This is a genomic window from Streptomyces sp. LBL (assembly GCF_029893585.1).
In the GTDB taxonomy this organism is placed as follows: Bacteria; Actinomycetota; Actinomycetes; order Streptomycetales; family Streptomycetaceae; genus Streptomyces.
Window position 1 is genome coordinate 148,065 of record NZ_JARXYX010000002.1, and the last position, 23,301, is coordinate 171,365.

Below are 23,301 nucleotides of genomic sequence, written 5' to 3' on the forward strand. Positions count from 1 at the left end.
TGACTGCGGTGACTGCGGTGACTGCGGTGACTACGGCTACGGCTACGGCTACGGCTACGGCTACGGCGGGAGTCGTGTCATGCGTCCCGCAGGTCCGCGACGTACGGCTGGTGGGACAGCAGCCCGCCGTCCACGCGCAGGGTGTGCCCGGTGATGAAGGCCGACTCGTCGGAGGCGAGGAAGACGACCGCCGAGGCGACGTCCTCCGGGCGCCCCAGCCGCGGGGTGAGGTGATGCCGCAACATCGCCTCCCGGATCGCCCCGTGCGCCGAACCGGAACTGGCGGGCGTGACGATGAATCCGGGCGCGATGGCGTTGCAGCGCACACCCTGCTTGCCGTACTGGGTGGCGACGTACTGCGTGAGGTTGATGAGGGCGGCCTTGGATGCGCCGTACGCGGGATTGCGCAGGTCGCCGGCGAGACCGGCGCCGGACGAGGTGTTGATGACCGAGCCGCCGCCGCGCGCGACCATGTGCGGGACGGCGGCCTGGACGGCGACCATGGTCCCGCGGAGGTTGATCCGCATCGTGTCGTCCCACACGGCCGGATCGGCCTCCAGGACGGCGAGGTCCTGGCGGGCGGCCAGGTGGGTGGCGGCCGCGTTGTTGTGCAGGACGTCGAGCCCGCCGTACGTCTCGACCGCCGCGGCCACCATGGCCCGTACGCTCTCCACGTCCCCGAGGTCGACGACCACCGCCGTCGCGGAGCCCCCGGCGGCGCGGATCTCCTCCGTCACCGCCTCGGCGCCGTCGAGGTCGATGTCGGCGACCACCGTGTGCGCGCCCTCGGCCGCCAGGCGACGGGCGGTGGCCGCGCCGATGCCGGACGCGGCCCCGGTGACGACGGCGATCTTGTCTTCGAGTCGTCCCATGACCGAACCGCCCTTTCTACTCGGTGAGTTGACTGCCGACGACCGACACGAACGAGACGCACTCGCCGGGTCCGCCGCCGAGGTTGTGCGTCAGGGCGAGCGAGCGTCCTTCGGCCACGGACTGCACGGTCCGCTCGGCCGGTGCCTCGCCCCGCAGTTGCAGCCACGCCTCGAACATCATGCGCAGGCCGGAGGCGCCGATGGGGTGGCCGAAGGCCTTCAGGCCGCCGTCCGGGTTGACGGGCAGCGAACCGTCCAGGTCGAACGCCCCACTGGTCACGTCCTTCCATCCCTGACCGCGCTCGGAGAACCCCAGGTCCTCCATCAGCACCAGTTCGGTGGGCGTGAAGCAGTCGTGGACCTCCGCCAGCGCGAGTTCGGTGCGCGGGTCGGTGATGCCCGCCTGCCGGTAGGCCTCCTGGGCGGAGGCGACGACCTCGGGGAAGGTGGTGAAGTCGTACTCCGGGTCGAGGAGCCCGTCCGCCGGGCCGGCGACGAAGGACAGCGCCTTCACGAAGATCGGTTTGTCGGTGTACCGGTAGGCGTCCTCGGCGCGTACGACGATCGCCGCCGCCGAGCCGTCGGAGACGCCCGAACAGTCGAACACGCCGAGCATGCCCGCGACGATGGGGGCCGACCGGATGCGCTCCGGGGACACCTCCTTGCGGAACTGCGCGCGGGGGTTTCGGGCGCCGTTGGCGTGGTTCTTCCAGGCGATACGGGTGATGACGTCCTTCATCTCCTCGTCCCCCAGGCCGTACTTGGCGGCGTAGGCGGGGGCGAGGAGGGAGAAGTTGGCCGGGGCGGTGATCTCCCCCCGGCTGTCGTCGCCCGCGCCCGGGATGACGGTGCCCGACAGCCCGGACATGCCCGAGTCCTTGAGCTTCTCCACGCCGACCGCCATCGCCACGTCGTACGCCCCGGACGCGACGGCGTAGCAGGCGTTGCGCAGGGCCTCGGAGCCGGTCGCGCACATGTTCTCGACACGGGTGACCGGCTTGTTCGGCAGATGGAGCGCCCGGCTCAGGGTCAGGCCGGACACGCCGGAGGCCTGGGTGCCGAACCAGTACGCGTCGATGTCGTCGAGGGTGATGCCGGCCGAGGTCACCGCCTCGCCCACGGCGTCGATCAGCAGGTCGTCCGCCGAGCGGGTCCAGTGCTCGCCGAAGGGCGTGCAGCCCATGCCGACGATCGCGACCCGGTCCCGTATTCCGTGCGAGCCCATCAGCGTGTCCCCTCGGTCTCGCCCGTGCGCACCGGCCGGGCCTTCCAGAAGTAGTTGTGGACGCCGGACGCCGTGACCGTGCGCCGGAAGGTCATCTCCACCCGGGCGCCGATGACGGCGTCGGCCTCGGTGGCGTCGGTGAGCTGGCAGCGGAACCGGCCGCCGCCGTCGTAGTCGACGACCACGACGAGCATCGGCGGACTCGGCGTGTGCGCCAGCCGGTCGACGGTGAATGTCGCGACCGTGCCGCGTACCTGCTGCATCGGCTCGTCGGTCATGGCGTCGACGCTCCGGCAGGAGGTGCACACCCGGTCCGGCGGCAGATGACGGGTGCCGCACTTCTCGCAGCGGGAGGCCACGAACCCGTACTTCCAGCCGGTGCGGCGGTGTGCGGGCGGGGCGTACGGCGGCTCGGGGTCCGGCCGGCGGGGCGGTTCGCGGTCCAGGAGGCCGCGCCAGGAGAGGTAGGTGGCGTACGGCATCGGGGCGCTGCCCGCGGCGATCTGGGCGGCGACCGGGCGGGCCGCGCGGTGGGCGGGGAGCGCGTCGGTGGTGCGCAGCAGGAGGACTCCGGCGCCATCGCCGAGCACGAGGAGCGCGATGAGCTCGCCGGGCCCGGCCCGGTCGAGCACGTCGGCGAGGAGGAGGCCGGGCTGGGCGGTACCGGCGTTGCCGATCGCCCCGGCGAGGTCCAAGGTCACCGCCTCGGGCCGTACGCCCGCGGCACGCCGTACCGCCGCGCACGCGCGCGCGTGCAGCCCCGAAACGACGAAGTGGTCGATCGCTGCGACGTCGAGGGCCGCGTGGTCGAGGGCCGCGGTGAGCGCCTTGTCCGCGAGGGACACGTAGATCTCCTCCGCGAAGCGCTCCTCCCAGACCCGGGAGGAGGCGGCACCGGGCAGGCGCCAGCGTTCGAGGATCTCGTCGCTGACCGTGTCGTGGGCGAGCAGTTCCGCGATGACGGGTGCCCCGTCGCGGTGGCCGCCGAAGACGAAGGCCGCCGCGCCGTCGCCGCCCGCGACCTCGTCGCTGCCGCCGGGCAGGCCGGTGCGCAGGTCGGACAGGACCGTCAGGGTCGGGATCGGCGAGCGGGCGGCGGTCAGCAGCGCGCCGAGGCCGGAGCGGACCGAGCCGGCCATGTCGGCGGCGAGCACGTGCTCGTCCAGGCCGAGCGCGGCGTGCACGGCGGTCGCGTTCGTCTTGTCGAGGTACGCCGGGGCGGCGGTGGCCAGGAAGAGCTGGCCGATGCGCGGGCGCAGGCAGTCGCGCTCCAGGGCACCGCGGGCCGCCTCGACGGCCATGGACGTGGTGTCCTCGTCGTAGCCCGCGACCGCGCGGGTTCCCTTGCCTCCCCGCGTGCCCAGTACGGCGGCGACGTCGGCCCGGGCGAGGCGGTGGTACGGCACGTAGGCGCCGTAGGCGATGAGTCCGGCCATATCAGCGTCCTCCATTGGCGTTGATGGCGTCGGTGGGCCGTTCGAAGACCGCGGCCAGGCCCTGGCCGCCCCCGAGGCACATGGTCTCCAGGCCGTAGCGGGCCTGGCGGCGGTCGAGTTCACGCAGCAGGGTGGCGAGGATGCGGCCGCCGGTGGCTCCGACGGGGTGGCCCAGCGAGATGCCGGAGCCGTTGACGTTGAACCGTTCGAAGTCGGTCTCGGTCAGGTCCCAGGCGCGGGTGCAGGCGAGCACCTGGGCGGCGAACGCCTCGTTGAGTTCGATCAGGTCGATGTCGGCGAGCTTCAGGTCGGCCCGTTCCAGGGCCCGGGCCGTGGCGGGCACCGGGCCGATGCCCATCGTCTGCGGCGGTACGCCCACGACGGCCCAGGAGACCAGGCGGCCGAGGGGCCTGAGCCCCAGCTCGGCGGCGCGCTCGGGGTGGGTCACGACGCAGAGTGCGGCGCCGTCGTTCTGCCCGCTGGCGTTGCCCGCGGTGACGGTCGCCTCCGGGTCCTGGCGGCCGAGCACCGGACGCAGCGTCGCGAGCTTCTCCAACGAGGAGTCGGGGCGCGGGTGTTCGTCGGTGTCGACGACCGTATCGCCCTTCCTGGCGCGTACGGTGACGGGCACGATCTCGTCGGCGAACCGGCCCTCCCGTTGAGCGGCGACGGCCTTCTCGTGGGAGCGCAGGGCGAGTCGGTCCTGTTCCTCGCGGGGGATGGCGTACTCGCGGCGCAGGTTCTCGGCGGTCTCCAACATGCCCCCGGGGACGGGGTGGTTGACGCCTCCGGAGGTGACGCGCCCGCGCGCCAGCCGGTCGTGCAAGGTGGTGCCCGCACCGCGTACGCCCCAGCGGACGTCGGTGGTGTAGAACTCGGCCTGGCTCATGGACTCGACACCGCCCGCGAGGACGAGGTCGCTCGCGCCGGTCTGCACCTGCATCGCCGCCGTGATGATCGCCTGCAGGCCGGAGCCGCAGCGGCGGTCGATCTGCAGTCCCGGGACCTCCACGGGCAGACCGGCGTCCAGGGCGGCCACACGGCCGATGGCCGGGGCCTCGCCGTTGGGGTAGCACTGGCCCAGCAGGAGGTCGTCGACGGCGGCGGGTGGTATGCCGGTGCGTTCCAGCACGGCACGTACGACCGTGGCGGCGAGTTCGGCCGCCGTCACGTCGCGGAAGACGCCGCCGTAGCCGCCGACGGGGGTACGCAGGGGCTCGCAGATCACCGCGTCACGCAGGAGGGCGGGCATCGGGTGGGCCTTTCGTGAGGGGGACGGACGTGGGTGCGGGGCCAGAAGGGGCAGGGCTGAGAAGGAGCGGGACTGCGGTCGGTCAGGGGCGGGCGGGGCTGCGGTCGGTCAGGCTGCGGTCGGTCAGGCTGCGGTCGGTCAGGGGCGGGCGGGGCTGCGGTCGGTCAGGGGCGCTCACATGTACCGGCCGCCGGTCACCTCGACCACGGCTCCGGTGACGTAGCTCGCCAGGTCGGAGGCGAGGAACAGGACGACCTGGGCGACCTCGGCGGGCTCGCCGGCCCGCCCCAGAGGGATCTCCGCGAGCTTCGCGTCCCAGGCGGCCTTGGGCATCGCCTCGGTCATGGCGGTGCGGATCAGACCGGGCTGCACGGCGTTGACGCGCACGCTCGCCTTCGCGAGTTCCTTGGCGGAGGCCTTGGTGAGGCCTACGAGTCCCGCCTTGGCGGCGCTGTAGTTCGTCTGGCCGAAGTTGCCGACCTTGCCGGCGATGGAGGAGATGTTGACGATGCTGCCGCCCTGACCGTGCGCGCGCATCGCCTCGGCGGCGTACCGGGTGCCGTTCCAGGCGCCGGTCAGATGGACGTCGACGACGGCGCGGAAGTCGGCGAGGGCCATCTTGCGCAGAGTCGCGTCCCGGGTGATCCCGGCGTTGTTGACCATGACGCCGACCGGTCCGAAGGTGTCGGTGCAGTGGGCGACGAGGGCGGCGACCTCGTCCTCGTCGGTGACGTCACAGCGGAGCGAGGTGGCGGCCACGCCGTTCTTGGCCAGCTGGTCCGCGGCCTCGGCCGCGGCCTGCTCGTTGATGTCGCCGAGGACGACCGATGCGCCCGCGCCGCCGAGGACACCGGCGATCTCGAAGCCGATGCCCTGTGCACCGCCGGTGATCACCGCGTTCCGGCCGTCCAGCAGTCCCATGTCAGCCCGCCCTGGCTCGACGCTATTCCTCTCAAATAGATAACCTATTATGCTGAAACAATCAATACGGCGATGGACTGCGCCGGCGGGCCGGACGAGGAGAGAAGCCAGGTGGACATCAGCTATCCCCCGGAGACCGAGACGTTCCGCACCGAGGTCCGGGCGTTCCTCGCCGGGACCCTGCCGCCCGACTGGAAGGGCATCGGCGCGCTCGACGAGGAGGCGGCCTGGGCCTTCGCCCGGGACTGGCGCGGACTCCTCGCCGAGCGACGGTACCTCTCCCTCACCTGGCCCGAGCGGTACGGCGGCCGGGGCCTCACGAAGCTCCACCAGGTCGTCCTGATGGAGGAGCTCGCCCTGGCCGGAGTGCCGTTCGGGCTGCCGCAGGACACCTTCGGCGTGAAGATGCTGGCGAACACGCTGCTGCGCTGGGGCACGGAGGAACAGAAGCGCCGTTTCCTCCCCCGCATCCTCAGCGGCGAGGACACCTGGTGTCAGGGGTACTCGGAGCCGGACGCGGGTTCGGACCTGGCGTCGTTGAAAACCCGAGCGGTGCCGGAGGGCGACACGTGGGTGATCGACGGCCAGAAGGTGTGGACCTCCGGCGCCCACCACAGCGACTGGATCTTCGTCCTGGCCCGCACGAACCGGGACGCCTCCCCGCACCGCGGCATCTCCTTTCTCCTCGTCCCGCTCGACCAGCCCGGCGTCGAGGTGCGTCCGTTCCGCATGATGAGCGGGCAACTGCACTTCAACGAGGTCTTCTTCAGCAGCGCCCGCACCCGGGCCGACCTGGTCGTAGGGGGCGTCGACAACGGATGGACGGTCGCCCAGAGCCTGCTCGGTGTGGAGCGCGGGGAGGAGGCGGCGACCAACCCGATCCTGTTCAAGGCGGAGGTCGAACGTCTCGTCGAGCTGGCGCGCCTGTACGGCAAGGACCAGGACCCGGTCATCCGGCAGCGGATCGCCTGGTGCTGGTCCAAGGTCGAGATCATGCGCTATCTCGGCTACCGGATCCTCACCGGCTGGCTCAAGGGCGCCGATCCGGGCCCCGAGTCGTCGATCGCCAAGCTGTACTGGAGCGAGTACCACACCAAGGTCACCGACCTGGCGATGGACATCATGGGCCTGCACGCCCAGGTACCGGTCGGCCGCCCGCCCCTGCGCACCTACCGCACCGACGACCCCGGTGCCGCGAACTCCTCGGCGTCCTGGTCCACGACCTACCTGATCGCCCGCTCCGGCACGATCTACGCGGGGACCTCGCAGGTGCAGCGGAACATCCTCGCGGAGAAGGTCCTGGGGCTGCCGCGTGAGCCGAGGGCCGCGGCGGGTTAGGGCCCTGGGCGCCGGCCGGGGGCGCGGTGCCGCATGCGACGGCGGAACGCGTCGGAGGCTGGGGCAGGCGAAGCGCGGTGGGCCGGATCGCCATACTCGTTGGGCCCCCGGCCCCGGTGGGACTATCGTCGGAATCCTGGGGCCATGACGACGGAAGGCGGCCGTGATGCCGCAGGACGAGGCCGTGATCGGCTGTACGGGGAAGGTACTCATCGGAACCCGCGGATCCGCGGGCCCCGGTGAGATCCTGGTGCGGGTCAGAGGCGGCTCCGAGACCTTCCTCGCCTGGTCCGAGGATCCCCTGCCCACCGGGGCGACGGTGCTCGTGATCGAGTCGCGTGGATGCCGCGAGGTCGGCGTCATCGCGTGGGCGGATCCATTGGACGCGCTGGCGGCGATCCCGCCGGCGCCGACTGAGGAGTGAAGCATGTTCGGATACCGCGTTCCCGCTCCCGACGAGGCGATGCTGATCTCGGGAGGCCGACGGGGACTGGGGGGCGCGCCGTTCCGGGTGGTGACGGGGCACGGCAAGTTCGTGCTCCCGATCTTCCGCAAGACCCGGTTCCTCACCCTGTCGATGTGCGAGTCCGAGGTCACCGAGACCTGCGTGACCAGGCAGGGCATCGCGCTGCACGTCCGCGCGGTCATCGCCTTCAAGGTCGGCAACGACCACGAGAGCATCATCAACGCGGGCCAGCGGTTCCTCTCCGACCAGGACCAGATGTCGGTGCTGACCGGCCGGATCTTCGCCGGTCACCTGCGGGCCATCATCGGCTCGATGACGGTCGAGGAGATCGTCACCGAGCGGCAGAAGCTCGCCGCGGAGGTCCTGGACACCTCGAAGATCGAGATGGCGAAGATCGGTCTGATCGTGGACTCGCTGCAGATCCAGTCGATCGACGACGGCGACGTCGGCTACATCGAGGCCATGTCCGCGCCGCACAAGGCGGCCATCCGGCGGCAGGCCCAGATCGCCCAGGCCCAGGCCACCCAGGCCTCGGTCGAGGCGGAGCAGGTGGCGGCCCGCAACCAGGCCGAGTACGCCCGGCAGACCGCCGTGGTCAGGGCGGAGTACTCGGCCGAGGTGGACCGCGCCGAGGCGAGGGCCGCGCAGGCCGGGCCGCTGGCGCAGGCCCACGCCCAGCAGGAGGTCCTCGACGCCCAGACGGACCTGGCCCTGCGCCAGGCGAAACTGCGCCAGCAGCAGCTGGTGGCGGAGATAGTGAAGCCCGCCGAGGCCGAGGCCGAGCGGATCAGGGTGCTCGCCGCCGCCGAGGCGCAGCGCATGAAGATCCAGGCCGAGGCTGCGGCCTCGTACGACCGGGTGGCGCTCGACCGGCTGCTGATCGACCAGCTCCCGCAGATCGTGAAGGAGGCCGCCGGCGGCCTCGCCGGCGCCAACGTCAATGTCCTAAACGGCGCGGACGGTCTTGGTGAGATCGCCGCCGGCCTGGTGTCCCAGGGCCTGACGATCCTCGACTCGGTCCGGCAGAACCTGAACGGCCAGGACCCCGCCGCCCGCCGCCCCGAGGAGAGCACCGGCCTCCTCCAGTTGCACGCGAACAAGGACAACAAGGCGAGCAAGGAGAACAAGACCAACAACGGCTCGGTGGACCTCGACTGACCTCCACGCCGGTGGCACAGGCAGCTGTGTCTCGTTGTGACAGGTCGGCCCCGTCAGCGCAGCGCGCCCTTGGTGGCGTCGGCGATGAATCCACGGGCGAAGAACGTGAACACCAGCACCAGCGGGATGACCGACAGGAGCACCCCCGACATCACCATGCTGTAGTCGGTGGAGTGGCCGGCGTACAGCTGGGCCAGCGCCACCTGGAGGGTGAGGCGGTCCGGGTTGACCAGCATCACCAAGGGGAGGATGTAGTCGTTCCAGGCGGCGATGAAGGTGTAGATGCCGAGGAACGCCAGGGCCGGCCGGACGCAGGGCAGCACCACGTGCCAGTACAGGCGGAAGAACCCGGCGCCCTCGATGCGGGCGGCGTCCAGCAGTTCGTCGGGGACACTCGTGGTGGTGTACTGCCGCATCCAGAAGATGCCGAAGGCGTTGGCGGCGGCGGGCACGATGAGCGCCTTGAGCGTGCCCAGCCAGCCCAGCTGCACCATGATCTCGTACTGCGGGATGATCGCCAGCTGGGTCGGCAGGATGTACATCGACAGCAGCACGCCGAACAGGAACTTCTTGGCCGGGAAGTCGTACTTGGCGAAGGCGAAGGCCGCCAGGGAGTCGAAGAACAGCACCAGCAGGGTGGTACAGACCGCCACGATCACCGTGTTGAACAGCGACCCGAAGAAATCCATCCGGTCGAACAGGTGCTGGATGTTGGTCACCAGGTTGCCGCCGAACCACAGCTTCGGCGGGTAGCTGTAGATGGCCTGCGACGTGTTCGTCGCCATGACGACGATCCAGTAGAACGGGAACACCGAGATGACCACGCCGAGCATCAGGACCGCGTGGACGCTCAGTCCCCGGACACGTTTGCGGTTCAAGCCGTTCATGCCGTTCATGGCCGTCGCTCCTTACGCTGCACCAAGCGCCAGTTGATGAGGACAATGAGCAGGATCACCAGGAAGAAGGCCCAGACGATGGCAGCCCCGTAGCCGAAGTCGTTGTTGTCGAAGGCCTGGTGGTAGAAGTACAGCAAGGTGGTCAGGCCCGCCTGGCCCGGTCCGCCGGAGTTGGGGTTGGTGGACGCGTCGCTGCCGAAGAGCACCTGTGGTTCGGTGAAGCTCTGCAGGCCGGTGACGGTGGAGACCACCACGGTGAACAGGATGATGGGCCGCAGCAGCGGGATCGTGAGGGAGAAGAAGATCCGCACCGGGCCGGCCCCGTCCATCTTGGCGGCCTCATAGAGTTCCGAGGGGATGGCCTGGAGACCGGCCAGGTAGATGATCGCGTTGTAGCCGGTCCACTGCCAGGTCATCAGCGCCGCGATCACCAACTTGATCGTCCACTCGTTGCTCATCCAGGGCACGGCGGCCAGGTGCATCGACCGGAGAATGGCGTTGATCAGGCCGAAGTTGTTGCTGAAGATCGCCCCGAAGAAGATCGCGATGGCCACCAGCGAGGTGATGCTGGGGATGAACAAGGCGACCCGGTAGAAGGCCGTGAGCCGCTTGGTCGAGTTCACCAGCACCGCGAGCACCAGGGCCAGGAAGAGCATCGGCACGGTGGACAGCACCCAGATGACGAGGGTGTTGCGGACGGACAGCCAGAACACCGGGTCGTCCCACAGGAAGCGGAACTGCTGGAACCCGACGAAGTGCATGTCCCCGATGCCGTCCCACTTCTGGAACGCCAGATACACGGTGTAGATCACCGGGAAGAGCATGAAGACCGAGAAGATCAGGTAGTACGGCGAGATGGCCAGGTACTGCGGCCAGTGCCGGGCGACCCGCCGCCGTGGCCCGGGCCGGGGCCCGGCCGACACCGGGCGGACCCGGCGGCCGTGCCGGCCCGGGCCGCCACGCGGGCGGTCCGCAGCCTGCCGGCCGACGGGCGCGGCACCGGATCCGGAGGACGGTCCGGTGGGGGCCGGGCCGGCTACCGGGCTTGACGACATGTCACTTCACTCCCTGACGCTTGGCGATCTGCTTGGCCTGGCTGACCGCGTCCTTCCATGCCTGCTCGGGGTCCTTACCCTTGGCCTCGATACTGGTCAGCTCGCTGTAGAAGGGCGCGGCGACCGCCGCGTCGGCCGGGGCCTCGTAGGCGGCGGGGATCTTCTCGGCCGCCGGACCGAAGATCTCGATGGTCTTCTGGCCGCCGAAGAAGGCGTCGCCGCCGGTCAGCGCGGGCAGCTTGTACGCGGCCGGGGCGGTCGGGAACAGGGCCGCGTCGGTGAAGCCGCGGGCCTGGTTCTCCGGGTCGAGGATCCAGCTGATGACCTTGAAGGCCTCTTCGGGGTTGCCGCTGGTCGCGGGGATGCTCAGGAAGGACCCGCCGAGGTTGGACGGCCCACCCGGCAGGCTCGCCACCCGCCACTTGCCCTTGGTGCCGGGGCCGGCGTTGCTGATGTCCAGGGCGTGCCAGGCGGCGCCGATCTCGGTGCCCAGGGCGCCGTTGCTGATCGCGGCGTTCCACGTGTTGTCGTTGATCTTGGCGTCGATGCCCAGGGTGTAGGGCTTGACGGCAGTGGTCCAGGCGGTGCGGATGTGGTCCTGGTCGCCGATGAACGTGTTGTTCTCGTCGATGAACCGCTGGGTGCCCTGGCCGATCATCATGGAGAAGACCGAGCCGATGTTGTTGATCAGGTAGGTCTTGGGGACCGCCTTGTGCAGCTCGACGCCGGCCTTGAAGTAGTCGTCCCAGGTGGACAGTTCGGCGGAGACCTTGGCCGGGTCGGTGGGCAGTCCCGCCTTCGCGAAGAGGTCCTCGCGGTAGAACGTGGCGCACGGGCCGATGTCGATCGGGAAGCCGATGAGCTTGCCGTCCTGGGTGGTGGCCTGCTTCAGCTTCCACGACAGGTACTGCGGCAGCAGCTTGTCCGCGCCGACGGACTTCAGGTCGACGAAGCGATTGGCGTTGGGCAGGAAGGAAGCGATGTCCTCGCCCTTGATTCCGGTGATGTCCGGGGCGGACTGGGCGGCTCTCAGACCGGTGAGCAGCTTGGTCTTGAAGTCACCGCCGACCATGGAGGTCTTGAGGGTGATGTCGGAGAAGTGCTTCTTGGCGTCCGCGACGACCTTGTCGCTCAGACCTCCGGCCCAGTACCAGAGGGTCAGGTTCTTGCTGTCCTTGCTGCCGCTCGACCCGGAGCCACCGCCGCACGCTGCGGTGGCGCCGGCCGCGGCGGCCGTCAGTACGGCGGCCTGAAGGAATCGTCTGCGGGAAAGGTCCACGATCTTCTCCTGGTTGTTCGGCGGGATCGGCGAGGTCGGCCGGAATCGGCGGGATCGGCGGGATCGGCACGTCCGGGTGTGTCCCGGCGTGGCCCGTCCGGGTGTGTCCCGGCATGCCTGACAGGACCTGTGAGTCGTGAACCGCGGAGGGGCGCGGTAGGAAGCCGGGTGGCTGAAGAGCATCGGCGTGGGTGGGACTCTTCAGCCACCCGGGGCGCGTGACCTGGTCCTCTCAGACGGTGCCGACGCGTCCGTGACGGCGGAATGTGCCGTTCGTCCGCTTCGGCCGACCGGAGTGGGGTCCGGACCTGGCTGGAATTACGCAAGAGATTGCACCCGGTGCGCGACTTTGACAAGGGTCAAGCATAAATCGAGACATTCGTGCACAACTTTGCTTGAGTTTGGCGAGTTCGCGAGTATGGTCGGCGCCATGCTCCCTGACCGAAGACATGAGCTGATCCTGCGGGCCCTGCGCGCCGACGGTCCCACCAGCGTGACCTGCCTGGCCGAGAAGGTCGGGGCGAGCCAGGCGACGATCCGACGCGACCTCGTGCAACTGGAGGAGGAGGGACTGCTCAAACGCGTCTACGGTGGTGCAGCCCCCCTCGTCGGTGAGGACGATCCGTTCGCCGACGTGGCCGCGGTCCGGGTCGAGGCCAAGGACGTCCTGGCCGCCTGGTGCGCACACCTCGTCAAGGACGGCGAGACGGTTCTGCTCGACATCGGCACCACCGCCCACCGGGTGGCCCGCCACCTGCACGGCCGGTCGCTGACCGTGATCACCAGCAACCTCGCCGTCTACGAGGAGCTCCAGGACGACAAGGGCGTCCAGCTGATCCTGCTGGGTGGCGTGGTCCGCCGTGACTACCGCTCACTGGTGGGCTTCCTCACCGAGGACAACCTGCGGCAGGTCCACGCCGACCGGTTGTTCCTGGGCACCAGCGGAGTCCGCCCCGACGGTCAGGTACTGGACACCACCGCCGTCGAGGTGCCCGTCAAACGGGCGATGATCGCCGCCAGCGCCCAGGTGGTCCTGCTGGCGGACGCGGGCAAGTTCCCCGGCACCGGAATGGCCCGGGTGTGCGGTCCGGAGGAAATCGATGTCGTGGTGACCAACGCCCCGGTGGACGAGAAGACCGGCAGTCGTCTGCGTGAGGCGGGGGTGGAGGTGGTCGAGGTGTGAGGCGGGGTGGAGGTGGAGGTGGAGGTGGTCGAAGTGTGAGGCGCGCAGGGGCCGACGGGCTCCGGAAGCCGCCCCCGGGACGAACACGACGCAGGAGGCGTAGCCAACCGCGGGTCCTGCGTGGCACTCAGGACCGGGTCGGACCCGGTTGCTCGAAGGTCTCGAGCGGTGGGACGGGGCGTGGGCCGGTCCCCGGGACCCAGCCCGCGTCGAGCTTGCGCAGGCCCACGCCGTTCGGTGCCCAGATGTGGCAGCTGTTCAGCACGCCCGCCGTGGAGCGCGGGTCGTGGGGCCGCTCGCCGGCGTAACGGAGGCCCACGTTCGCCGAGATGGCCGCCTGTACGACGGCGGGGCCCAGGGCGCGGGCCAGCTCGTGCAGGTGCGAGCAGCCGGACACCCCGCGGAACCGCTCCTGGATCGCCCGGTTGTACCCGGCGGCGACACTGAGCCCGACGAGGCCGTCGAACACCGGGGTGATCAGCGGGCACTCGGCGTGCGGGAAGGTCCGCATGTCCGCGTCGGCGTGCACGACGACCATGTCGGCGAGACGTACGCGGACGGCGAGCGCCATCCGGTGGATGACGCCGGCCGACGGCTCGGCCCAGGGACGTACGTCGCTCAGTTCCGCCTCGACCCAGATCTCGTCGCCGTCCTCCGCGTACGCGGTGACGGTGATCGTACGGCGGTGCAGCGGGAGTTCGGAGCGCGTCATGACGAGGCCTCCTGCGGGAGCGCCGGGGCCGGGGACTGCCCCAGTCCGTCGAACTCCGGCTGCCGGCGCTCGATGAAGCTGAGCACGCCCTCGCGGTAGTCGGGGGCGCGCTTCGCCGTGGCCAGGAGGGCGGCCGCGTGGTCGCGGGCGTCGGTGAAGGTCCTCGCCTGGTCGTCGGCGAGCTGCCGCTTGATGAGGGACATCGCGTACGGGCTGGCCGAACGGGCCAGCTCGGTCGCGTACGCGAGCGCCACCGGGAGCAACTCGGCCGGCTCGACCAGGCGGTTGACCAGCCCCATCGCCAGGGCCTCCGTCCCGGTGATCCGGCGCGAGGACAGCAGCAGATCGGCGGCGTTGCCGTAACCGACCAGGCGGGGCAGGAGCCAGGACACGCCGTCCTCGGCGACCAGCCCACGGGCGCTGAAGGCGGCGGCGAACTTGGCGTGCGGCACCGCGAACCGGACGTCGCACATCAGCGCCTGGTTGAACCCGATGCCCGCGCAGGCGCCGTTGACGGCGGCCACGACAGGCTTCGGGAAGGACATGGGGCGGGTGCGCGGAGGCAGCTGGTCGGTCGGCCATGGCCGGGCGCCGGACGACGCCGCGTCCAGCACGCTCATGTCCATCCCCGGACAGAAGCTGCGTCCGGCACCGGTGAGCACCACCGCTCGGACCCGTGGATCCGTCTCCGCGCGGTCGAACAGCTCGTTGTAGAGCAGCTCCGTCTCCAGCGTCCAGGCGTTGTGCCGCTCGGGCCGGTTGAGGGTGAGGAGCATGACCCCGTCGTCGGTGAGTTCGGTGAGGATCACCGGGGTCGGATTCTCGGTCATCGAGGTCACTCCCACGGGCCCGTCGGCTTGGCAACCATCTTCATGACTTCCCTTTATAGATAGATGAATCATCTATATATCAATGACGGCCCGGACACCAGATCAGGCGCCGTCAAGGGAAGGTCACCCATCCCTTGACCTGGTACCCTCGATGCACTAAGACGATTCATTTTGCTATATGAGGAGAGCCCCGTGGCCGAGGCAGCCCGCGCAGCAGAAACGGCGATCGTGCCCGCCCCCCTCCGCGGTCGCGTCGGACGCCAGGTACGGGTACCGAAGACCGCCGAGCTGGTCGCCGCCCACCTGCGCCGCCAGATCGTACGGGGCGAACTGAAGCCGGACGACGCCCTGCCGCCGGAGTCGGGCCTGATGGAGCAGTTCGGCATCTCGCGGCCGACCCTGCGGGAGGCCTTCCGGGTACTGGAGTCGGAGTCGCTGATCACGGTGCGCCGCGGCGCCCACGGCGGCGCCCGGGTGAGCGCGCCCGACTCCGATGTCGCCGCCCGCTTCGCCGGACTGATCCTCGAGTACCGCGGCGCCACCCTGGGCGACATCTACCGCGCGGCGGCCCTCATCGAGCCGCCCTGCGCCCGCCAGCTCGCCACCAAGCACACGGCGGACGACATCAAGCGGCTGCGCGACGCGGTGGCGGCCGAGAAGGCCGTCCTGGACGACCCGCTCTCCCTGGTCGACGCGCAGGACGCCTTCCACGCCCTCCTGATCGAGCTCACCGGCAACCAGACCCTGATCCTGCTGTGCGGCATGCTGCGCAACATCATCGACCGGGCCAACGCCTCGTACACGGCGGGCGCCGCCGGCGCCGAGGCCCAGAAGACGCAGGCCCTCAAGGGGCACCGGGCCCATGTGCGGATGGTCGGCCTGATCGAGTCCGGCAAGGCGGACGAGGCCGAGAAGCTGTGGCAGCGGCACATCTCCAGCGCCGACGACGTCGTGAACGCGGCCGGACCCAAGACGGTGCTCGAACTCCTCGACTGACCGGCACCCCCCTCGGCGAGCCGACCCGCACTGCCCCCTTGTGAGCCGATCCTTACCGCCCCCTTGCGCTCGATAAACAGTTAGATAATTATAGAAGGCGTACTGAATAGTTCCTGGGGCCCGGAGGCGACGGCCATGGCCGAACAGCGCAAGCGCATCTTCGACTGCGACCAGCACATGTACGAGGAGCGGGACTCCTTCACCCGCTACCTCCCGAAGGAGTTCCTCGGCGCGGCAGTCGCACCGGTGACCCTTCCGGACGGGAGGGAGGTGATCCTCGCCGGGGACCGGATCGTCGTATGCCTGGAACCGGAGTTCGGGCAGGTCTACCGTCCCGGTTCGCTGAAGGAGATGCTCAAGGCGATGGCCTCGGGCAATCCTGAGGAGACGTACCAGTTCGAGCCGATGCACGAGTCGTACCAGAACCGCGAGGCCCGGCTGCGGGTCATGGACGAGCAGGGACTCGACCAGACGATCATCTACCCGGGCGGCTGGGCGCTGGTCGCCGAGGAGTACGTCAAGGGCGTCGAGCCGCTCTACGCCAACTACCACTCCTTCAACCGGTACATGAACGAGGTGTGGGGCTTCGATCACCAGGGCCGCATCTACGCCCCGGCGCTGCTCTCGCTGCGCGATCTGCCCAGCGCGGTCAAGGAGTTGGAGTACGTCCTGGAACAGGGCGCCCGCTTCATCCTGCTGCCCACCGGTCCGGTCTACGGCCGCTCGCCGGGCGACCCGTACTTCGACCCGTTCTGGAAGCTGGTGAACGAGGCCAAGGCGAGCGTCTGCTACCACATCAGCGAGTTCTACTACAACTCGCAGGTGGCGCCTTCCTGGGGCTACGACCCCCACCCCATCCACTTCCGGATGTCGGCCTGGCAGTGGCAGAACACCTACGGGCAGCGCCCCGTCGAGGAGACACTGTCCGCGCTGATCTTCGACAACCTCTTCGGCCGTTTCCCCGACATCAACATCCTGGTGTCCGAGTTCGGCTCCGAGTGGGTGCCGCACTTCGTGCGCCACATGGACAAGAGCCGTGGCATGGGCCGCAACGGCCCCTGGCTCGGCGGTCAGCTGGACGAGCGTCCCAGCCAGGTCTTCCGCAAGCACGTCCGCGTGGTGCCCTATCCCGAGGACGACATCGTGAACGTCGTCAGGCGCCTCGGCTACCACGAGTCCATCGTCATGGGCTCCGACTTCCCGCACGCGGAGGGCCTGGCCAACCCGGCCGACTTCCGCAAGCTCATCGCGGAACTCGACGAGTCCGCCCAGGACGACATCATGTTCAACAACGCCCAGCAGCTGATCAGCCGCTGAACGTCGCATGGGACAGCCTTCGAGCCCGGTACCGCGTTCCGTCCGGTACCGGGCTCGAAGGCTGTCCCATGCCGCGTCACTGATCCGTGAGGTCCGCGGCGAGGTTCGCGATGTTCGTCAGCAGCGCCGTGCCACGCCGGGAGTGGTCGTAGCCCGCGAGAGGATAGCCGTTGCTCAGGCAGGCGAAGGACAGGCCGGTCTCCGGGTCCATGAAGCCGAGTTGGTAGGCGGCTCCGGCGCTGCCGAAGAGGGCCGGTGAGCCGGTGGACGGCAGGTTGCTTCCCGCGTCCGGTCCGGCCACGGTGACGAACAGGCCCATGCTGGTACGGCGGTGGGAGCCGCCCCCGTAGATCTGTTCCCCGTACGGGTGTTCCGTCAGCCGGATCCGGGTCCCCTCCGCCACCGCCTCCGGCTTCCACAGGCCCGAGTGCTCCAGGGCCTGGAAGTACAGGGCGACGTCGGCGGCCGTGGCGACCAGCGCGTGGCTGGGCTCCCCGGCCGCGAGCACCCGCGGGTCGGACAGGTACCAGGGGCCCCAGGGGTCGGGCTCCTGTCCGTCGCTCGTGCGGTCGGTGGCGGTCATCGGGGCGACCGTGCCGGGCTGCCGGTCCACCGGGACGCCGAGCTCGATCGAGGCCAGGCCGAGCGGCCCGGCGATCCGGTCGCGCAGGTACTCGGCGAAGGCCAGACCCGTACGCCGTTCGACGATCTCGGCGATCAGCCAGGCGGCCGAGGTGAGGTGGAACTGGAGGCGGCTGCCCGGCGGGTGGTCGAGCCGCCAGCGTCCGAAGGCGGCGAGCCGCTGCTCGCGGTCGAGCATCTTCGGGTGGCCCAGCGGTGCGAAGGGGAAGCCGGCGGTGTGCGTGAGCACCTGCTCGACCGTCACCGCCTCCTTCCCGTTCGGCGCGAACTCCGGGATGATCGCGGCGACGTGCTCGCCCACGTCCAGCAGCCCGTCGCCGATCAGCTTCCACACCGCGCCCGCGACGATCGAGCGCCCGACGGACTGCAGGACGTATCGCGTGTCCGATCGGGCGTCACCCCAGGTCTCGAAGGCGACCAGCCGCCCGCCCCGCGCCACGGCGACCTGCGCGGACGGCAGCGGTCCGTGCTCGACCTCCAGGCGGATCCGGCGCAGGAGCACCTCCAGACGGTGCGGGTCGACGCCGGCTGCTTCCGGGGCGACGACCGAGTGGTCAAGCGTCACGTGTCTCTCCTTCGAGCGCGGTGGGTTCCCGAAGACGTCGTCGTACGACCTTGCCGTTCGCGTTGCGCGGCAGGCCGTCCACGAACCACCAGCGAACGGGGACCTTGAACCCGGACAGCCGGGCGCGGGTGTGGCTCCTGAGCGCGGCCGGCTCCGGCGGGGCGTCGGGATCGGCCGGGACGACGAAGGCGACGACGGTCTGGCCGAGCCGCTCGTCGGGGACGCCGGTGACCGCCACGTCCGCCACACCGGGATGAGCGGACAGGACCGTCTCCACCTCCAGCGGGTGGACGTTCTCGCCCCCACGGATGATCATGTCGGTGCGCCGGCCGAGGAGGTAGAGATAGCCGTCCTGCGCCACGCGCCCCAGGTCGCCGCTGTGCAACCAGCCTTCGGCGTCGATCCGGAAGAGATGGTCGGCGCGGGCGTGGATCTCGCCGATACCGTCCGGCCCGGGGGCGTGGACCCTGACCTCGACCCCGGGGGCGGGTCGCCCCACCGATCGCAGCAGTTCGGTGCGTCCGGCCACCGCTTCCCGGTGGTCCTCGGGGGTGAGCACGCTGATCGGTGAGCCCTCGGTCTGGCCGAACATGTTGAGCATGCGGACGCCGGGCATCGCCTCGTACGTCCGGCGCAGAGTGCCGGGCCGGACGGGCGCGCCGCCGTACTGGAGGGTCCGCAGCGTCTCGTGGCGGGCCTGTCCGGCCGCGAGCAGGGTCTCCAGCATCGCCGGGACCATGCTGGTGTGCGTGGTGCCGAGGTCCCGCAGCAGGGTCCAGCCCTCGACGGTGAAGCGGGGCAGCCCGGTGATCAGCGCACCGGCGGCGAGCGCGACGGCGATGTTACCGAGGCCCGCGATGTGGTGGAAGGGTGCGCTGCCGCCGTAGAAGCTGTCGGGGTCGAGCCCGCACAGCTGTCCGTTCACGCGGGCACGGGCGGCCAGACGCCGCTGGGTCATGAGGACGGGTTTGGGCAGGCCCGTGGTGCCGGAGGTGTGCAGGACGGCAGCGAGTTCGTCGGGCTCTGCGGTCAACTGCCTTGTACTGGAGCACAGTTCGGGCACGATGGCGATCTGCCGGCCGGACAGTTCGGCGACCTGCCTGCCGAGGGCGGCGAACTCGGGCTGGGCCAGGAGGACTTGGGCTCGGGTCTCGTCGACCACGGCGGCGATCTCGTGCGCGGTCATGCGGACGCCGAGCGGTGCGAGTGGATGACGGGACCCGGCGCCGCCGATCACCAGGGCCAGGGCGTCGGCGGAGGTGGCGACCAGCGCGGGCACCGGCGTACCGGGATCGAGGCCGAGGGTGTCCAGCCAGTCGGCCGCACCGGCCGCCCGGTCGAGGAGTTCGCGTCCGGTCCAGGTCAGGTCGCCGAAGCGGACGGCGGGACGGGCATGGTCGTAGGCGCGGCTCACCAGGGCGGTCCAGGTGGCCGCCTGCAGCCCTTCCTGCGCGGCGGTCATCGGCTCAGGGGTCCAAGCGGGCCGCCGCGGTGCCGGTGACCACCTCGACGCCGTCCTGATTGACCGTGCGCAGCGAGAAGTGGGCGACCGGGCCGGCCGGCGTGTCCTCGATCGAGTCGACGGTGGCCGTGGCCGTCAGGGTGTCGCCGGGCCAGACCTGCGCCTTGAAGCGCACGCCGTAGCGCAGCAGCGCCTCGACGCCGACCCAGTCGGTGAGGACCCGGCCGGTCATGCCCATCGTCAGCATGCCGTGGGCGAAGACCCCGGGATATCCCGCGGCCTCGACGGCGAACCGCTCGTCGGTGTGCAGCGGGTTGAAGTCACCGGAGGCGCCGGCGTACTGCACGATCCGGGTGCGCTTGAGGTCGTCGACGAGGACGCTCTCGCGGGTCTCGCCGGCCTTGATGTCGTCCGGGCTCAGGCTCATCGGGCGTCCTTCGGGGTTGCCGGGCCCTCAGGGACGACGGCCACGGTCACGGCGCTGACGACCGGCTCGCCGTCGGCGTCCCGGTACTCGGTGATGCGCTCGCTGAAGAGGAGCCGTCCGGTGCGCCCCTGCTTCTCCCAGCTGCGTCCGGTGGCGGGGTGCGCGTAGAGGGTCTCGCCCGCGCGCACCGGGCGGTGGTACTCGAAGTGCTGCTCGGCGTGAAGCCCGCCGCCGCCCTCGGCCATGACACCGGCATCACGTCCCGACCCGAACCACTCCTCGTCCGGCGTGGGACGCAGGTGGTAGCCGGGGTCGTAGTGGGCGCTCGCCATCGTGAAGGTGGGCGGCGCGAGCGCGGACTCGCCCGCGTACGCCGGGTTCTCGTCGCCGATGGCACGGGCGAACATCATGATGTGCCCGGCCTCGACGGGGAACGGCTGCCCTGTCATCGTCGTGCTCCTCGATCGATACGGTCGATACGGTCGATGCGGTCGCTGCGGTCGCTGCGGTCGCTGCGGTCGCTGCGGCGGGTCAGTACGGCAGGAACGCGTCCCGGGTGGCCTCGTCCGGGTCGAAGTCCGGCGGCAGGCCCTCGAACTTCGGCTCCCGCTTCTCCACGAAGCTCGCCACGCCCTCGCGGAAGTCCGGTGAGCCCGCGAAGAACTCCATGGCGGAGTAGGAGCGGGCGAGGGCGTCGGTGAAGGTGCGGTCGAGGTCCCCGTACACCTGGTGGCGTACGACGGCCATGGCGCGCGGGGAGCAGTTGCGGGCGATGTCACGGGCGTACGCGCGGGCGGCGTCGAGCAGGTCCTCCGGCTCGACGACCCGGCTGACCAGGCCGAGGTCCTTCGCCTCGTCGGCGTCGAAGACCCGGCCGGACAGCAGCAGGTCGAGTGCGTTCTCCAGGCCGATGACGCGCGGCAGCACGTAGGGCAGGTTGTACTCGCCGGCCAGGCCACGCCGGGTGAAGGCGGTGGTGAAGCGGGCTCCGCGGGCGGCGAAGCGGATGTCGCAGATGAGGGCCTGGATCAGGCCGATACCCGCGCAGGCTCCGTTGACGGCGGCGATCATCGGCTTGGGCAGGTCGCGTCTGCTGTACATGGGGACGCGGGCCTGGAGGTCGAGGGACTGGCCCGGCTGGGCGTTCTGCTCAAGGCGCTGGACGTCCATCCCCGGGCAGAAGGCCTTGCCCGCGCCCGTGACGATCACGACACGGACGGCCGGATCGTGGGCGGCCTCGTCGAGGAGGGCGAAGAAGCGGCGCTCCATGGGGAGGCTCCAGGCGTTCCTGCGCTCGGGCCGGTTGAGGGTGACGGTGGCGACGCCGTCCTCGTCGACCTCGTACAGCACCAGGTCCAGGTCCGGATCCAGGTCCTCGGGAGACACCACAGGTTCCTCGGGCATCACGTCACTCCTCGTCCAGCGGTTCGATCGGGTCGCCGACACCGGCCCGCTCCCCGGAGATGGTCACCACCACCTGCCCTCGGGCGCAGATGCGTCCGTCGGTCATCACGTCCACGTCGGCGAAGTGCACCCGGCCGCCGCGTCGCACACAACGCGCGTACGCGACGGCCTCGCGGCCGCGGGCGGGCGCGAGGTACTGGACCGACATCGACACGGTGCTGAGCCGGCTTCCCTTGGTGAAGTCGTGCCCGGCGATCACGGCGCCGGAGCCGGCGGTGTCGATGAGCGACGAGATCACCCCGCCGTGGAAGACGTCTTCGTGGGCGGAGAGCCAGTCGGCGTAGGGCAGCACGAGTTCGACTCCGTCGGGGTCCCAGCGCGTCACCCGGATACCGCAGCGGCGGTTGAAGGCGACCCCGCGCTCCCAGCGGGCCCGGAACCAGGTCCGGCGTTCGCGCTGTTCCTGGTCGGTGAGGGTCCTCGCCGCGACGGTCATCAGCACGCCCTCCGGTCTCGGCCGGTCGGCCGGTCCATATAGTTACATGAATTGGATAGTTGAAGCAATCACACGGAACACAACCAGCGGTCTAGATGTATTATTTATATAACTGATTCGCTGTCTGTGAACAGAGGGAGACCTCGATGCCGTCGACCGCACTGGCCGGGATCCGTGTGCTCGATCTGTCCCGCATCCTCGCCGCGCCGCTGGCCACCCAGATGCTGGCCGACCTGGGCGCCGAGGTGATCAAGGTGGAGCGGCCCGGATCGGGGGACGACTCGCGGACGTACGGCCCGCCCTTCGCGTCCGGGCCCGAGGGCGACCGGACCGACACCGCCGCCTTCTATCTCGCCTGCAACCGCAACAAGCGGTCGGTCACCGTCAACCACGCCACCGCCGAGGGGCAGGAGCTGATCCGCGCCCTCGCCTCCCGGTCGGACGTGCTGGTCGAGAACTTCCGCGCGGGGACATTGGCGAAGTACGGCCTCGACCACGAGAGCCTGCGCGCGATCAACCCCCGCCTCGTGTACCTCTCGGTGACCGGTTTCGGCCAGACGGGCCCGTACGCCGAGCGCCCCGGCTACGACGGCATCTTCCAGGCCATGTCCGGGATGATGAGCGTCTCAGGGCACCCCGGGGAGCCGATGAAGGTCGGCGTCAGCATGGTCGACATCCTCACGGGGCTGTACGCCTCCACGGCGGTGCTGGCCGCCCTGCGGCACCGGGACGCCACCGGCGAGGGGCAGTTCATCGACCTCTCCCTGCTGGACTGCGGACTGGCCTCGCTGTCGCACTTCGCGATGAACTACCTGGTCTCGGGCGAGGTTCCGCAGCGGCGCGGCAACGGCGGGTACGGCGGCATCCCGTCGCAGGCCTTCGAGTGCAAGGACAAGCCGATCTTCCTGGTCGCGGGCAACGACAAGCAGTTCGCCGCGTTCTGCGTCGCGGCCGACCGCGCCGACCTCCTCCAGGACCCCCGGTTCGCCACGACGTCCGCCCGGATCTCCCACCGCGAGGAGATCCTGCCGGTGCTGGAGGCGATCCTGCGCACCCGGACCCGGGACGAGTGGCTGGCCGTACTCGACGAACACGACGTCCCCGCCGGCCCGTTCAACGAGATGCCCGAGGTCTTCGCCGACCCGCAGATACGGCACCGGGGGATGCTGGTCGAGGTCGAGGACCCGGTGTCGGGACACCTGCCGATGCTCGCCAACCCGATCCGTTTCACGGCGACGCCCGTCGAGGGGTACGCCCCGCCGCCCGCGCTGGGTGAGCACACCGCCGAAGTCCTCGCCGACATCGTGGGGGTGACGGAGGGTCAGCTGGCGGGGCTGCGGGCCCGGGGGGTGGTGTAGGGGCTGGTGCA

The 23,301-nt window shown here is 70.3% G+C and carries 23 protein-coding genes; 7 read left to right on the forward strand and 16 right to left on the reverse strand.

Annotated elements, in window-relative coordinates; all coding sequences use genetic code 11:
• Positions 1–77: 77 nt before the first annotated feature.
• From M2271_RS02905 to fabG, 5 genes are all read right to left on the reverse strand, one after another.
• Positions 78–872, reverse strand: coding sequence for a glucose 1-dehydrogenase (locus M2271_RS02905; protein WP_280885465.1), 795 nt, complete (start codon positions 870–872; stop codon positions 78–80).
• A 16-nt stretch (positions 873–888) separates the two neighbouring features.
• The gene (locus M2271_RS02910; protein ID WP_280885466.1) at positions 889–2,097 is read right to left on the reverse strand and encodes an acetyl-CoA acetyltransferase; all 1,209 of its coding nucleotides are present in this window, start codon (positions 2,095–2,097) and stop codon (positions 889–891) included.
• Entirely contained in the window at positions 2,097–3,533 is a 1,437-nt protein-coding gene (locus M2271_RS02915; RefSeq protein ID WP_280885467.1) for an OB-fold domain-containing protein, read from the reverse strand. Before M2271_RS02915 ends, M2271_RS02910 begins: the two co-directional genes overlap by 1 nt.
• Position 3,534: 1 nt before the next feature.
• On the reverse strand, positions 3,535–4,785 hold the full coding sequence (locus tag M2271_RS02920; protein WP_280885468.1) for an acetyl-CoA C-acetyltransferase: 1,251 nt from the start codon (positions 4,783–4,785) through the stop codon (positions 3,535–3,537).
• A 174-nt stretch (positions 4,786–4,959) separates the two neighbouring features.
• Positions 4,960–5,706, reverse strand: coding sequence for a 3-oxoacyl-ACP reductase FabG (gene fabG / locus M2271_RS02925; protein ID WP_280885469.1), 747 nt, complete (start codon positions 5,704–5,706; stop codon positions 4,960–4,962).
• A gap of 111 nt (positions 5,707–5,817) precedes the next feature.
• On the opposite strand from fabG, the gene M2271_RS02930 reads away from it, so the two are divergent.
• From M2271_RS02930 to M2271_RS02940, 3 genes are all read left to right on the forward strand, one after another.
• Positions 5,818–7,044 (forward strand): acyl-CoA dehydrogenase family protein, encoded by a 1,227-nt coding sequence (locus M2271_RS02930; RefSeq protein WP_280885470.1) that lies wholly within the window; start codon positions 5,818–5,820, stop codon positions 7,042–7,044.
• Positions 7,045–7,210: 166 nt separating this feature from the next.
• Positions 7,211–7,468, forward strand: coding sequence for a hypothetical protein (locus M2271_RS02935; RefSeq protein ID WP_280885471.1), 258 nt, complete (start codon positions 7,211–7,213; stop codon positions 7,466–7,468).
• Positions 7,469–7,471: 3 nt separating this feature from the next.
• Entirely contained in the window at positions 7,472–8,668 is a 1,197-nt protein-coding gene (locus M2271_RS02940; RefSeq protein ID WP_280885472.1) for a flotillin family protein, read from the forward strand.
• A gap of 53 nt (positions 8,669–8,721) precedes the next feature.
• Here M2271_RS02940 and M2271_RS02945 read toward each other — a convergent pair whose 3' ends face one another.
• Genes M2271_RS02945 through M2271_RS02955 form a run of 3 tightly spaced genes read right to left on the reverse strand, consistent with a single transcriptional unit; the run spans position 8,722 to position 11,898 of the window.
• On the reverse strand, positions 8,722–9,564 hold the full coding sequence (locus tag M2271_RS02945; protein WP_280885473.1) for a carbohydrate ABC transporter permease: 843 nt from the start codon (positions 9,562–9,564) through the stop codon (positions 8,722–8,724).
• On the reverse strand, positions 9,561–10,619 hold the full coding sequence (locus M2271_RS02950; RefSeq protein ID WP_280885474.1) for a sugar ABC transporter permease: 1,059 nt from the start codon (positions 10,617–10,619) through the stop codon (positions 9,561–9,563). The genes M2271_RS02945 and M2271_RS02950 overlap by 4 nt, the downstream gene beginning before the upstream one ends.
• Position 10,620: 1 nt before the next feature.
• Entirely contained in the window at positions 10,621–11,898 is a 1,278-nt protein-coding gene (locus M2271_RS02955; RefSeq protein WP_280885475.1) for an extracellular solute-binding protein, read from the reverse strand.
• 430 nt (positions 11,899–12,328) lie between these two features.
• Between M2271_RS02955 and M2271_RS02960 the strand changes: the two genes are divergently transcribed.
• On the forward strand, positions 12,329–13,081 hold the full coding sequence (locus M2271_RS02960) for a DeoR/GlpR family DNA-binding transcription regulator (RefSeq protein WP_280885476.1): 753 nt from the start codon (positions 12,329–12,331) through the stop codon (positions 13,079–13,081).
• 127 nt (positions 13,082–13,208) lie between these two features.
• Here M2271_RS02960 and M2271_RS02965 read toward each other — a convergent pair whose 3' ends face one another.
• Positions 13,209–13,793 (reverse strand): DUF2889 domain-containing protein, encoded by a 585-nt coding sequence (locus M2271_RS02965; protein ID WP_280885477.1) that lies wholly within the window; start codon positions 13,791–13,793, stop codon positions 13,209–13,211.
• Positions 13,790–14,623 carry an enoyl-CoA hydratase-related protein gene (locus M2271_RS02970; protein ID WP_280885478.1) on the reverse strand — a complete coding sequence of 278 codons (834 nt, stop codon included), beginning with the start codon at positions 14,621–14,623 and terminating at the stop codon, positions 13,790–13,792. Before M2271_RS02970 ends, M2271_RS02965 begins: the two co-directional genes overlap by 4 nt.
• Before the next feature lie 192 nt (positions 14,624–14,815).
• Between M2271_RS02970 and M2271_RS02975 the strand changes: the two genes are divergently transcribed.
• A complete protein-coding gene (locus M2271_RS02975) occupies positions 14,816–15,619 on the forward strand; it encodes an FCD domain-containing protein (RefSeq protein ID WP_280885479.1) in 804 nt (267 codons plus the stop codon).
• Positions 15,620–15,754: 135 nt separating this feature from the next.
• Complete coding sequence (locus tag M2271_RS02980; RefSeq protein ID WP_280885480.1) at positions 15,755–16,936, forward strand: amidohydrolase family protein; 1,182 nt, start codon at positions 15,755–15,757, stop codon at positions 16,934–16,936.
• A gap of 76 nt (positions 16,937–17,012) precedes the next feature.
• Here M2271_RS02980 and M2271_RS02985 read toward each other — a convergent pair whose 3' ends face one another.
• The 6 genes from M2271_RS02985 to M2271_RS03010 all read right to left on the reverse strand — a co-directional run bounded on the left by M2271_RS02985 (position 17,013) and on the right by M2271_RS03010 (position 21,932).
• Positions 17,013–18,143, reverse strand: a complete 1,131-nt coding sequence (locus tag M2271_RS02985; RefSeq protein ID WP_280885481.1) for a serine hydrolase domain-containing protein — start codon at positions 18,141–18,143, stop codon at positions 17,013–17,015.
• On the reverse strand, positions 18,133–19,605 hold the full coding sequence (locus M2271_RS02990; protein ID WP_280885482.1) for a class I adenylate-forming enzyme family protein: 1,473 nt from the start codon (positions 19,603–19,605) through the stop codon (positions 18,133–18,135). The genes M2271_RS02985 and M2271_RS02990 overlap by 11 nt, the downstream gene beginning before the upstream one ends.
• 4 nt (positions 19,606–19,609) lie before the next feature.
• On the reverse strand, positions 19,610–20,032 hold the full coding sequence (locus M2271_RS02995) for a MaoC/PaaZ C-terminal domain-containing protein (RefSeq protein ID WP_280885483.1): 423 nt from the start codon (positions 20,030–20,032) through the stop codon (positions 19,610–19,612).
• On the reverse strand, positions 20,029–20,481 hold the full coding sequence (locus M2271_RS03000; protein ID WP_280885484.1) for a MaoC family dehydratase N-terminal domain-containing protein: 453 nt from the start codon (positions 20,479–20,481) through the stop codon (positions 20,029–20,031). The genes M2271_RS02995 and M2271_RS03000 overlap by 4 nt, the downstream gene beginning before the upstream one ends.
• Positions 20,482–20,563: 82 nt before the next feature.
• Complete coding sequence (locus M2271_RS03005) at positions 20,564–21,436, reverse strand: enoyl-CoA hydratase-related protein (RefSeq protein ID WP_280885485.1); 873 nt, start codon at positions 21,434–21,436, stop codon at positions 20,564–20,566.
• Between the two features lie 4 nt (positions 21,437–21,440).
• Positions 21,441–21,932, reverse strand: coding sequence for a PaaI family thioesterase (locus M2271_RS03010; protein WP_280885486.1), 492 nt, complete (start codon positions 21,930–21,932; stop codon positions 21,441–21,443).
• 146 nt (positions 21,933–22,078) lie between these two features.
• On the opposite strand from M2271_RS03010, the gene M2271_RS03015 reads away from it, so the two are divergent.
• Positions 22,079–23,290: a CoA transferase gene (locus tag M2271_RS03015; RefSeq protein ID WP_280885487.1), complete on the forward strand. Its 1,212-nt coding sequence runs from the start codon at positions 22,079–22,081 to the stop codon at positions 23,288–23,290.
• Positions 23,291–23,301 lie beyond the last annotated feature (11 nt).